The sequence below is a fragment of the Ruegeria sp. HKCCD6647-2 genome (assembly GCF_057221075.1).
In genome coordinates, this window is sequence record NZ_JBWVBD010000005.1 from 366,294 (window position 1) to 378,798 (window position 12,505).

Sequence of the window (12,505 nt, forward strand, 5' to 3'; positions counted from 1 at the left end):
TTTATGTGTGGAATTGTAGGCGTATTGGGACAGCACGAAGCAGCCCCGATTTTGGTCGAGTCACTGAAACGGCTGGAATACCGTGGATACGACAGCGCAGGCATCGCGACAGTTAACAAAGGTCAGCTTGGACGACGGCGCGCGGTTGGCAAACTGGTCAACCTCAGCGATTTGCTGGTGCATGAACCCTTGCCCGGCAAATCCGGCATCGGCCACACCCGCTGGGCGACGCACGGCGCGCCCTCGGTCAATAACGCCCATCCTCACAAGGCCGGACCGGTCGCTGTCGTGCATAACGGTATTGTCGAGAATTACCGCGAACTGCGCGACGAACTGGCCGGACATGGAAACGGGTTCGAGACCGAGACAGATACCGAAACCGTCGCTCTGTTGACCGAGCATTACATGGGCGCCGGCCTGTCCCCTGTCGATGCAGCATTCAAGACGATCGACCGCCTGGAGGGCGCCTTCGCGCTGGCCTTTCTGTTCGATGGTGAGGATGACCTGATCGTTGCGGCGCGAAAGGGCTCCCCTCTGGCAGTCGGTCACGGCGACGGCGAAATGTTCGTGGGGTCGGACGCTATTGCCCTGGCACCGCTTACCGACCGCATCACCTATCTGGAAGAAGGCGACCGAGCGGTTCTGACGCGCACCTCGCTGGAAATTCGCAACGAAGCCGGCGAAATCGCCAATCGTGAAATCCGCCGGATCAAACTGGATCAGACGCGCACCGACAAGGGCGGCCACAAACACTTCATGGCCAAGGAAATCGCCGAGCAGCCCGTTGTAGTGGCCGAGGCGGTCCGCTCCTACCTGCCGACAGGCGGCAACAAGGTTGTGCTACCGGACACCGATCTTGATTTCGCCAAACTGGATCGCCTGACCATGGTGGCGTGTGGCACCGCGTTCTATGCCTGCCTGACCGCCAAATACTGGTTCGAACAGCTCGCGAAAATGCCGGTCGAAGTCGATATCGCCAGCGAGTTCCGTTACCGCGAACCGCCGATCCCCAGCCGCACGCTGGCCCTGTTCGTCAGCCAGTCCGGCGAAACGGCGGACACATTGGCAGCCCTTCGGTATTGCGAAGGCAAAGCGGACAAGATCGTCTCGGTCGTGAATGTACCTGAAAGCTCGATTGCACGGGAAAGCGATATTGCCCTGCCTATTCATGCGGGTGTAGAAATCGGCGTGGCGTCGACCAAGGCGTTCACCTGCCAGCTCAGCGTCTTGCTGATGCTGGCGCTCAAGGCCGCCTGTGACCGGGGCACTCTGACCGATGAGGAACTGGCTGATCACGCGGCTGCCCTGCGCGGACTGCCTTCGGTTCTGAACACCGCGCTGGACCAGAACCGTGCCATAAAGAAATCGGCCCAGCGCCTGTCCGAGGCGCGCGACGTCCTGTTCCTCGGGCGTGGCCTGATGTATCCGCTGGCGATGGAAGGCGCACTGAAATTGAAAGAAATCAGCTATATACACGCCGAAGGCTATGCTTCGGGCGAGCTGAAGCACGGTCCCATCGCCCTGATAGACAAGCATATGCCGGTTGTCGTCATGGCGCCGCGCGACGCGGTCTTCGACAAAACGGTGTCGAACATGCAAGAAGTAATGGCGCGCAAGGGCAAAGTGATCCTAGTTTCGGATGATGACGGTATCTCGCAAGCTGAAGACGGCGTCTGGAGCACGATCCGGATGCCGCATATCCACCACAACCTGACCCCGATCCTGTATTCGGTGCCGGCTCAGTTGCTGGCCTACCACACGGCCGTCGCTAAAGGCACGGACGTGGATCAGCCCCGCAACCTTGCAAAATCCGTGACGGTGGAGTGAGAAATGGCCAAGCAATTCCCGGAACTGGATGATGCCCATCGCAAGTTCATCCAAGAACAGCACATGTTCTTTGTTGGAACCGCGGGATCCGACGGGCGGGTCAATATTTCCCCTAAGGGCATGGATTCATTGCGCGTTCTGGGACCGAACAGAATTGCATGGATGAACCTGACGGGCAGCGGCAATGAAACTGCGGGGCATCTGCTTGAAGTCAACCGTATGACGCTGATGTGGTGCTCGTTCACAACCCGACCGCTGATCCTGCGCACCTATGGGTCCGCTCGGACGATCCACGCCACCGATGATGTTTGGGCGGAGCTCGCCGGGCATTTCCCCGGCCACCGCAGCGCGCGACAAATCTACGATATGTCCATAGACCTAGTGCAGACTTCGTGCGGCTATGCGGTGCCGTTCATGGAGTACAGGGCAGACCGGGACACAATGCAGAAATGGGTCGACGGCAAGTCGGACGACGATATTCGTGCCTATTGGGTTGAGAAGAACCAATACACCATCGATGGCAAACCCACCGGGGTTTCCGTCTGATGACACCGGACACTTACCTGGATCAGATCAAGGCACATGCCGACCCGGAACGGGCGGTGCAGATGGCCGCGTATCACAAAGCCGAGCGTCCATTTTTGGGTGTCTCGAATCCCATTTTGAACGATCTGACAAAGGCATGGCGCCGGGAACTGTCCGTGCCCGACCGGGTGACATTGGCCGGGGCTCTGTGGCAAACGGACATCCACGAAGGCCGGCTGGCCGCAGCCAAACTGCTGACACAGGCGCGCATCAGACCCGACGACGCAGTCTGGGATCAACTTCAAAGCTGGCTACCTGATTTCGACGCTTGGGCGGTGGCCGATCACGCCTGCATGGCCATGCAGAAACGACTGACTGCGGACCCGACCCGTTTGGATCAGGTTGAAACCTGGACAACCTCCGATCGCATGTGGACCCGGCGCGCTGCTTTGGTGGCCACCCTGCCGTGGACCAAGCAAAACCATCCCAAGCCCGACGACCTGCTGCGTCGCGACCGCATATTGGGTTGGGCAGCAGGTTATGTCCCCGACCGGGACTGGTTCATTCAAAAGGCGGTTGCCTGGTGGTTGCGCGAGCTTTCAAAACACGACCCCGCGCGCGTGATTTCTTTCCTGAACCAGCACGGCGGCGACATGAAACCCTTTGCCCGGAAAGAAGCCGGCAAATACCTGCGCGATCAGTTGGAATAGACCTCAAGCTCAACCAGCTCGTCAAATGGCAGCAACAAGGCGCGCATCGCCTCCAGCGACAAGCGACTACCGCCCCCGGCCGGTCCGGCTGCGGGCACCAGTGTCACATAAGCCTGTGCGCCGGTCTTGGGCACGACCACTCGCCCGTTGATTTCACTTTCAACCAACGGCGTCTGCAACCACCGGCCCGGCGTTGTCGGATCCCCCAGCCCGGCAATTGTGGTTCTTGGCCCGACCCATCCTGCCTCAGAAACGGCCGCCGGCTGCGCCTCGGGCTCGGCCTCAGCAGAAACGGGTGCAGGTTCAGGCTGCGGATCGGCTCCTCCGAACCATCGATCCGAGGTTGAGCGGACCGCATCGCATCCCGATACAAGTAAGATCAGAGGTATCAGCGCATATCTCATGCGTGATACGTAGCGCCCTGCGCCCATCTGTACCAGCCCAAAGCACAGTTCGCCCTTGCCGCTGCGGGGTTGCCGATTTACCTATGAGCCATGACAGCACCGCTTATCGACCCGTTTGCCCGCGCCATCACCTATCTACGCGTCTCCGTCACGGACCGCTGCGACTTCCGCTGTGTCTATTGCATGTCGGAAAATATGACCTTTCTGCCCAAGAAAGACCTGCTGACGCTGGAAGAACTGGATCGCATGTGCTCCACCTTCATTCGCCTCGGTGTCGAGAAGCTGCGCATCACCGGCGGAGAGCCCTTGGTGCGTCGCAATATCATGACCTTTTTCAACAGCATGACGCGGCACCTCGAAACCGGCGCGCTCAAAGAACTGACGCTCACGACCAACGGCTCGCAGTTGCATCGCTTCTCAGATGATCTGTATGCCGCCGGCGTCCGAAGGGTGAATGTTTCGCTTGATACATTGGATGAAGACAAGTTCGCCAAGATTACCCGCTGGGGCCGCCTCAAGCAGGTGTTGAACGGTATCGATGCCGCCCAACAAGCCGGCCTTCGGGTCAAGATCAACACGGTCGCGCTGAAAGGTTTCAACGAAGTGGAACTGCCGCGCATTACCGAATGGTGTGCCGAGCGAGACATGGATCTGACATGGATCGAGGTCATGCCGATGGGCGATATCGGCAACGAAGACCGTCTGGATCAATACTGGTCGCTCAAGGATGTGCGCAAGGAATACGAAAACCACTACAGCGTGACTGATCTGGCCGAACGTACAGGCGGGCCGGCGCGCTATGTCCGGCTTGGCGAAACGGGCCAGAAGATCGGCTTCATCACACCGCTCAGCCATAATTTCTGCGAAAGCTGCAACCGGGTGCGCCTGACCTGCACGGGTGAGCTGTATATGTGCCTGGGGCAAGAGGACATGGCCGACCTGCGCGGCGCGCTGCGCGATCACCCGGACACGGAAGAACCACTGGAAGACGCGATCCGCGCAGCCATCAGCCTCAAGCCCAAAGGACATGATTTCGACTATTCCCGCCAAGCTGTCGATGGTCAGATGACACGCCACATGAGCCACACGGGCGGCTGACATGCCCGCAAGGGACACGCGTCCGACGCTGATCTACAAAACCTACTGCGCCGCGACCTCTCTGTTGTCACCGCTGGCTTGGCGAACGGTGCGCAACAAGCTTGAGGCGGCAGAGGTTCCCCCGCAGCGGCAACGCGAACGGCTGGGCCATGCCAGTGCGCCCCGCCCGAACGGCCGCCTGATCTGGTTTCACGCCGCCAGTGTTGGTGAAAGCCTCTCGGTCCTCAGCCTGATCAGGCGACTGGCGAAAAGGCTACCGGATGCCGAGTTCCTCATCACCTCAGGCACACCCACGTCAGCCACGCTGATCGAAAAGCGCCTGCCGCCGCGTACACGGCACCAGTACCCGCCATTGGACACCGCAGGCCCGGTGCGCCGCTTCCTGGATCACTGGAAACCGAATGCTGGTGTTTTTGTCGAAAGCGAAATCTGGCCTCGGCTGATCGTGGAAAGCGCAAAGCGGGGTATTCCCCTGGCATTGCTGAATGCGCGCCTGTCCGAGAAATCCGTCACCGGGTGGAAAAAACGGCCCAAAACCGCACGCTTCATTCTGAACCAGTTTCGGGTATTCCTGACCCAAAACAAGCAAACGGCGGCCAATCTTCTGTCCATGGGTGCTCCGACCGATCGCGTGCGGCCCGGAACCAACCTCAAGTCCATGTCCGACCCGCTGCCGGTCGATGAAAAGACACTGACCGATATCGGCACCCAGATTGCAAACCGTCCGGTCTGGATCGCGAGCTCGACGCACGCAGGCGAAGAAGAAACCGTTCTGGCCGCCCACGCCGAATTGCTTTGCCGCTGGCCGGAGCTGCTGCTGTTCCTGATCCCGCGCCACCCCGAGCGCCGCAGCGACGTTACAAACCTTATCGCAACGGCAGGATTGACCAGCGCACTGCGAAGCGATGGCCAGCCCATCACAACACAAACACAGGTCTATGTCGCGGATACGCTGGGGGAACTGGGCACCTGGTATGCCCTTTGCCCGATTGTTTTTCTGGGCGGTTCCCTAAGGGACATTGGCGGCCATAACCCTTTTGAACCAGCTCAGGCAGGCGCCGCTGTCATTACCGGATCCGGCTATTTCAACTTCGCCGAAACCTTCGCGCCGCTGATTGAAACCGGCGGAGCCGTCGAAGCCCGCTCCGCCGCCGAGCTGACCGAAGCCGTGGCCCTTTGGCTATCAAATGAAAACGCGCTCACTGCGGCGCGCGAAGCTGCCAAATCTTGCGTCAACACCCAGAAATCGGCGCTGGACGACGTAATCGACACGCTTTGTCAGTCGCTGGACCTGACCACGCAATCGGATCCTGCTTCATCTGGCTAAAAATATCCCGGGGGAGTCGCGCCGCAAGGCGCGGCGGGGGCAGAGCCCCCTACCTGCACAAGTTTCAAGCCGCTGGCATCCGCTGTTCAACGATCTCAGCCCACCAACTACAGCCGGCAGGGATCGCCTCGTCGTTAAAGTTATACTCCGGGTGATGGACCATCGCAGTGTCACCATTGCCCACCAGGATATAGGCGCCCGGGCGCTCTTCCAGCATGAAGGCGAAATCCTCGCCCCCCATCACCAGGGGTGCCACTTCGCAATCACCAGAGACCGACCGCGCGACCTTGGCCGCGAATTCGGTCTGCTCTTCACTGTTCACCATGACCGGGTAGCCGCGGATATACGTCACATCCGCCGCACCTCCGAAAGTCGCGGCAATGCCGTTGCAAATCTCGTTGATCCGCTTCTCGGCCAGATCACGCATCTCTTTGCTCATGGTGCGGACGGTGCCCTTGATCTGAACTGTCTGCGGTATGACGTTGAACGCCTTTGAAGAGGTCTCGAAGGACGTCACCGAAACCACAACCTGATCGATCGGATCTGCGTTTCGCGACGCGATGGTCTGCAATGCCAGCACGGCTTTGGCCGCGATGATCGTGGTATCCACCGTTTCATGAGGTTTCGCGGCATGACCACCTCGTCCTTCGAAGGTGATATCGAACTGATCGGTTGCCGCAAAGAACGAACCGGGCCGGATCGAGAAACTGCCGACCGGCTTGCCGGGCCAGTTGTGCATCCCATAGACCTCCTGGATGTTCCAGCGTTCCATCATCCCGTCTTCACACATCTCGCGGCCCCCACCGCCGCCTTCTTCAGCGGGCTGGAAGATGACCACAACAGTGCCGTCGAAATTGCGTGTTTCGGACAGATACTTGGCCGCGCCCAGCAACATCGCCGTATGCCCATCATGACCGCAGGCGTGCATTGCCCCATCGGTTTTCGAGGCATAGTCCAGCCCGGTCGCCTCATGAATCGGCAGCGCATCCATATCGGCGCGCAAACCGATGACCTTGCCTTTGGTGTCGGTCTTGCCTTTGATGACGCCCACGACACCGGTGCGGCCAATGCCAGTTACAACCTCGTCGCAACCGAATTCTTTTAGTTTGTCGGCGACCAGCGCACTGGTGCGATGGGTTTCAAACAGAATTTCTGGGTTTTCGTGAATATCCTGCCGCCACGCGGTGATTTCGTCCTGCAGCTCGGCAAAGCGGTTCTTGACTGGCATCTCTTCTCTCTCCTCACTCAAGCAGCCGGCATCCGGCGCTCGACCATTTCAGCAAACCACGAACATCCCATCGGGATGATTTCGTCATTGAAATTGTATTCTGGGTGGTGCAGCCCGGCACTGTCTCCATTGCCGAGCACAATGAAGGCGCCGGGGCGTTCTTCCAACATGAACGAGAAATCCTCGCCCCCCATAACCATCGGAGCCTGATCGCAACTGCCACCGACGGAGATTGCAGCCTCGGCTGCGTAACCTGTTTGTTTTTCGGCATTGATCGTCACTGGTACACCACGGGTATAGCCAACTTTGGCAGTTCCGCCGAAGGTTTCTGCAATACCAGGCACAACCTCTTTCAGCCGCATTTCGATCAAATCGCGCATTTCATTGGAATGCGTGCGCACGGTACCGCGTATCTGCGCAGATTGCGGGATCACGTTGAATGCCTTGGACGAAGTCTCCACTGACGTTACGGACAGAACGGCCTGCAATGTCGGGTCGGTATTGCGCGACACGATTGTCTGCAACGCAACGATCAGCTGAGACAACATCACAGTGGTATCGACAGTATCATGCGGTTTCGCCGCGTGCCCGCCGTGTCCTTCCAGATGAATGTCAAATTCATCCGCTGCCGCCAGCAAAGGCCCGGACCGAATGGCAAAGTGGCCGGTGGGCACACCCGGTACGTTGTGCATGGCATAGACTTCCTGAATGCCGAAACGATCCATCAAACCGTCCTTGCACATCGCTTCAGCGCCGTTTCCACCTTCTTCGGCGGGCTGGAAGATCACCACGGCTGTGCCATCAAAGTTCCGAGTTTCGGCCAGGTATTTTGCAGCGCCAAGAACCATGGCGGTATGCCCGTCGTGCCCGCAGGCGTGCATCGCACCGTCGGTTTTGGATGCATATTCCAGGCCAGTCTGTTCCTGCATTGGCAGCGCATCCATATCCGCGCGCAACCCGATCACGCGGCCCTGAGTATCGGTCTTGCCTTTGATGACGCCCACGACACCGGTGCGCCCGATCCCGGTCACAACTTCATCGCAGCCGAACTCTTTCAGCTTTTCCGCTACCAGCGCACTCGTGCGTTGGGTGTCATACAGGATCTCGGGGTGTTGATGAATGTCACGCCGCCAACCGGTGATTTCTTCGTGCATCTCTGCAAGGCGGTTCTTGATCGGCATGTCATTCTCCCTGATTTAGGCGACGGGCAATCGTCGTTCCACGAGCTCAGCGAACCAGCTGCACCCTGCAGGAATGGCGTCGTCGTCGAAATTGTATTCCGGGTGGTGGCACATGGCCGTGTCCCCGTTCCCGATAAAGATGTAGGCTCCGGGCCGTTCTTCAAGCATGTAGGCGAAATCTTCTGACGGCATGATCGGATCGGTGTTGTCGTTGACCTTGCCTGCCACGGCCTGCGCGGCCTCGGAGGCGTAGTTGGTTTCAGCTTCCGAGTTCACGGTAACCGGATAGCCGGGTGTCCATGTCACCTGAGCAGACGCACCAAAGGCCGAGGCTGTGTCCTCGGCAATCCGTCGCACGCGCACTTCGGCAATCGAGCGGTACTCCGGATCAAGTGTCCTGACAGTCCCTTGCAACCTTACGGTGTGGGCGATGACATTTGAGGCGACGCTGTCGGTTTCAAACGTCCCAACGGTCAATACAACGCGTTTGATCGGATCGACGGTGCGCGACACAACCGATTGCAAAGCCACGACAATATGCGACGCCACAAGCGTTGTGTCGACGGCATCATGGGGTGCCGCCGCATGCCCCCCTTTGCCGGTCACGACAATCTCGAACTCATCGGAGGACGCCAGCAGAGCACCGGGCCGGATCGCGAACTCTCCAACCGGAAGTCCCGGCATGTTGTGCATGCCGTAGACTTCCTGAATACCCCAGCGTTCCATCAGGCCATCCTGACACATGGCCAATCCGCCGGCGCCACCTTCTTCAGCCGGTTGAAAGATCAGAACCACAGTCCCGTCGAAATTCCGCGTCTCGGCCAGATATTGCGCAGCGCCCAGCAGCATCGAGGTGTGGCCGTCATGTCCGCAGGCGTGCATCTTGCCCGAAACGGTCGAGGCATACTCTACCCCGGTTGCTTCTTCGATGGGCAAAGCGTCCATGTCGGCACGCAAGCCGATCACTCGACCGCTCGAATCCTCTCGCCCACGGATCACGGCCACCACACCGGTTTTGCCGATGCCCGGAGTGATCTCGTCGACCCCGAAATCTTTGAGCCGTTCCACAACAAACCCTGCAGTCTCATGTACGTCATACATCAGCTCAGGATGCGCATGCAGATGACGGCGCCATTTGGTGATCTCACCATGCATTTCGGCAAGTCGGTTCTTGACGGGCATCTTTGATCTCCTCCTGACAGGCTGGTTACTGAGACAACCTCTGTACCAGGCGTTCCATGAATTTCTGGCCTTCGTTGAATTGCGCGATGGTGATGAATTCGTTTGGCTGATGGGCCTGCGCGATATCACCGGGCCCGCAGATCACCGCTGAATACCCGGCCTCCTGAAATTGCCCGGCCTCGGTTCCATAACTGACCACGTGAGTGGCGTTGTCGCCGGTCAAAGATCGCACCAATGCCTCGGCCTCGCCATTCTTTTCCGGGACCAAAGCAGGAACCGCGAAGGTTTCAGCAACTTCGATGCGCGCCTCCAGGTGGACGGCCTGCATCCGGGCCTCGGCCGCCTCGACGCGCTCCATATAGGCCTTACGCCAATCCGAAGCAGCTTCGCCGGGCACCACCCTGAAATCCATCATGAAACGGCAATCCTTGGCGGTGATGTTATGGGCAGTACCACCTTCGATCATGCCGACATGACAAGTGGTCCAGGGCGGGTTGAAAATGGCCGCGATTTCGCTGGGTTGGGCGGCCCTGTTCTTGGCGTTCTGTTCATTCGCCCAATCGATCAGTGGTGCCGCTTCCATGATCGCGTTCACACCAGTGTGCATGATCGAGCTGTGAACCTCAAATCCGACCACATGGGTATCGTAGCCAAAGCCACCTTTGTGGCCCGTGACGGCCTGCATCATCGACGGCTCGCCAACGATCACGGCCGAGCCCTTTGGCACCACCCCCTGCATTGCCTTGATCATCGGAGGGGCGCCGGTGCATCCAACCTCTTCGTCAAAGCTCAGCGCAAGTTGCAGCGGGCGTTTGACGCCGAAGTGGTGCGCTTCGACCAGTGCCCAGATCGCCAGCGCATCGAATCCCTTCATGTCGCAGGTGCCGCGGCCGAAATACTTGCCGCCCTCCTCAGTGACCGTGAACGGATCCGTGTCCCATGGCTGTCCATCTACTGGCACAACGTCCGTATGTCCCGACAGGACAACTGCGCCCTCTTCCCAGGGCCCGACATGGGCATACAGAGCAGCCTTGTGCGGTTGGTCCGGGTCGGGCCAGCGATGCGCTTCGATCCCGTGGTCGCGCAGATAATCTTCGACCCAATCAATCAGCGGCAGGTTGCTGACGCGGCTGACTGTCGGGAATGAGATCAACTTGGTCATGATCTCAAGCGGAGTCAGGCGTACTGACATTCTGATCAATACCCGCTGTCAGTGGTCAGGATAAAATGGCCCGGTTCGACTTCGCGGTATTCAGATGGTTCCGGCTTGTAGCCGATTGGATGAATTGGTGATGGGATCGGTTTGAAATTCAAGTCTTTTTCCGATTTGCGTTTGTTCGGATCAGCGATCGGAACGGCCTTCATCAGCGCCTGCGTGTACGGGTGCTGCGGGTTCTCGAAAACCCGCGCGCGCGGGCCAAGTTCAACGATCCGCCCCAGATACATAACACCCACGTGATGGCTGACCCGTTCAACCACCGCCATATCATGGCTGATGAACAGATAGCTGAGGCCAAGCTCTGCCTGCAGTTCCATCATCAGGTTCAAAACCTGTGCCTGCACTGATACGTCCAGGGCCGACACGGCTTCATCCGCAATGATCAGCTTGGGATTCAGGGCCAGGGCGCGCGCAATTGCGATCCGCTGACGCTGGCCGCCCGACATTTCGTGCGGGAATCGGCGCATGAAACTGCGCGGCAGCTGCACCTTTTCAAACAGTTGCGCAACACGGTCCTGCAGCTCTGACCCCGATGCCACTCCATAGTTGCGCATCGGTTCGGCGACCTGGTCGACCAGTTGCATCTGCGGGTTCAGCGAAGCGAATGGATCCTGAAATATCATCTGCATGTCCAGCCGCGCCTTGCGCAGACCGGCCTGATCCAGCTTCATGATATCAAGCCCGTCCAGGTTGACCTCGCCCGACATCGGCTCGACCAACCGCAGGATCGAACGCCCCGCCGAAGACTTTCCGCACCCGGACTCACCCACTAGGCTTAGCGTCTGCCCCTTGTTCAGCGTGAACGAGACATCCTCGACCGCGTGCACGTTGGAAATGGTCCGCCGCAGCAACCCGCCTTTGACCGCGAAGCGTGTGGTCAGGTTCTTGACGGTTAACAGCACATCTTCGGTGCCCGGAATGGGCGCGATCTTTTGACCTTCGACACCCAGCAGTTTCATTGGTTCGGGCGCAGATTTGCCCTGCATCTCTCCCAGTTTCGGCACCGCCGCCAGCAGGGCCTTGGTGTATTCATGCTGCGGGTTCTCAAAGATTTCGTTGACCGTACCTTCTTCGACCTTGTTGCCGCGGAACATGACCACAACGCGGTCAGCCATTTGAGCAACCACCGCCATGTCATGGGTGATGAACATAACCGCCGTGCCGGTTTCCCGCTTGAGCCGGTCCATCAGGGCCAGAATCTCGGCCTGAATGGTGACGTCCAGTGCGGTTGTCGGTTCGTCTGCGATCAGCAGACGCGGCTCACACGCCATGGCCATCGCGATCACTACGCGCTGGCGCATCCCGCCGGACAATTCATGTGGATATTGCTTCAGGCGTCGTTCGGGCTCGGGTATGCGGACCTGACGCAACAGTTCAAGCGCCCGCGCCTCGGCATCGGTTTTGTTCATATCCTTGTGGATTCGCAAACCTTCCGTCAGTTGCCGACCGACCGTGAACACCGGGTTCAGCGCCGTCATCGGCTCCTGAAAGATCATTCCGATCTCGTTACCCCGAATCTGTTTCATCAGATCCTGATCGGCCTTGGACAGATCCATCTCTTCGCCATCGCGCCGGTCGAACAGCAATTGACCACCTGCGATTTCGCCGCCGCCGAACTCGACCAGCCGCATCAGCGAAAGAGAGGAAACAGACTTGCCCGAGCCCGATTCGCCAACGATGCAAACGGTTTCCCCCGGCTTCACCTCGAACGAGACGTCTTCGACCCCGACCACGGGCCCGTCCTTGGTTTGAAATTCGACCCGAAGTTTCTTGATCTGGGCAATTGGCTGATCCAGCACGTGCA

Annotated in this window: 11 protein-coding genes; 5 read left to right on the forward strand and 6 right to left on the reverse strand. The window is 59.0% G+C overall.

All coding sequences use genetic code 11. The features are described from left to right. Positions 1–3 precede the first annotated feature (3 nt). Genes glmS through AC2TDJ_RS15700 form a run of 3 tightly spaced genes read left to right on the forward strand, consistent with a single transcriptional unit; the run spans position 4 to position 3,062 of the window. Positions 4–1,827, forward strand: coding sequence for a glutamine--fructose-6-phosphate transaminase (isomerizing) (gene glmS / locus AC2TDJ_RS15690; RefSeq protein ID WP_480843521.1), 1,824 nt, complete (start codon positions 4–6; stop codon positions 1,825–1,827). Between the two features lie 3 nt (positions 1,828–1,830). Continuing rightward, on the forward strand, positions 1,831–2,373 hold the full coding sequence (locus AC2TDJ_RS15695) for a pyridoxamine 5'-phosphate oxidase family protein (RefSeq protein WP_480843522.1): 543 nt from the start codon (positions 1,831–1,833) through the stop codon (positions 2,371–2,373). Then, on the forward strand, positions 2,373–3,062 hold the full coding sequence (locus AC2TDJ_RS15700) for a DNA alkylation repair protein (protein ID WP_480843524.1): 690 nt from the start codon (positions 2,373–2,375) through the stop codon (positions 3,060–3,062). Before AC2TDJ_RS15695 ends, AC2TDJ_RS15700 begins: the two co-directional genes overlap by 1 nt. Here AC2TDJ_RS15700 and AC2TDJ_RS15705 read toward each other — a convergent pair. Next, the gene (locus tag AC2TDJ_RS15705; protein ID WP_480843526.1) at positions 3,050–3,466 is read right to left on the reverse strand and encodes a hypothetical protein; all 417 of its coding nucleotides are present in this window, start codon (positions 3,464–3,466) and stop codon (positions 3,050–3,052) included. The genes AC2TDJ_RS15700 and AC2TDJ_RS15705 overlap by 13 nt on opposite strands. Before the next feature lie 90 nt (positions 3,467–3,556). Between AC2TDJ_RS15705 and moaA the strand changes: the two genes are divergently transcribed. Further along, a complete protein-coding gene (gene moaA / locus AC2TDJ_RS15710; RefSeq protein WP_480843528.1) occupies positions 3,557–4,564 on the forward strand; it encodes a GTP 3',8-cyclase MoaA in 1,008 nt (335 codons plus the stop codon). A gap of 1 nt (position 4,565) precedes the next feature. After that, positions 4,566–5,891, forward strand: a complete 1,326-nt coding sequence (locus AC2TDJ_RS15715; RefSeq protein ID WP_480843530.1) for a 3-deoxy-D-manno-octulosonic acid transferase — start codon at positions 4,566–4,568, stop codon at positions 5,889–5,891. A 64-nt stretch (positions 5,892–5,955) separates the two neighbouring features. On the opposite strand, the gene AC2TDJ_RS15720 is transcribed toward AC2TDJ_RS15715, so the two are convergent. The 5 genes from AC2TDJ_RS15720 to AC2TDJ_RS15740 are packed head-to-tail and all read right to left on the reverse strand — an operon-like array spanning position 5,956 to position 12,500. Continuing rightward, positions 5,956–7,119 carry a M20 aminoacylase family protein gene (locus AC2TDJ_RS15720; protein WP_480843532.1) on the reverse strand — a complete coding sequence of 388 codons (1,164 nt, stop codon included), beginning with the start codon at positions 7,117–7,119 and terminating at the stop codon, positions 5,956–5,958. A gap of 17 nt (positions 7,120–7,136) precedes the next feature. After that, positions 7,137–8,300 (reverse strand): M20 aminoacylase family protein, encoded by a 1,164-nt coding sequence (locus AC2TDJ_RS15725; protein ID WP_480843534.1) that lies wholly within the window; start codon positions 8,298–8,300, stop codon positions 7,137–7,139. Between the two features lie 15 nt (positions 8,301–8,315). Beyond that, a complete protein-coding gene (locus tag AC2TDJ_RS15730) occupies positions 8,316–9,482 on the reverse strand; it encodes a M20 aminoacylase family protein (protein ID WP_480843536.1) in 1,167 nt (388 codons plus the stop codon). Between the two features lie 25 nt (positions 9,483–9,507). Further along, on the reverse strand, positions 9,508–10,674 hold the full coding sequence (argE, locus tag AC2TDJ_RS15735; RefSeq protein WP_480843537.1) for an acetylornithine deacetylase: 1,167 nt from the start codon (positions 10,672–10,674) through the stop codon (positions 9,508–9,510). A gap of 5 nt (positions 10,675–10,679) precedes the next feature. After that, complete coding sequence (locus AC2TDJ_RS15740) at positions 10,680–12,500, reverse strand: ABC transporter ATP-binding protein (protein WP_480843539.1); 1,821 nt, start codon at positions 12,498–12,500, stop codon at positions 10,680–10,682. Positions 12,501–12,505: the final 5 nt, after the last annotated feature.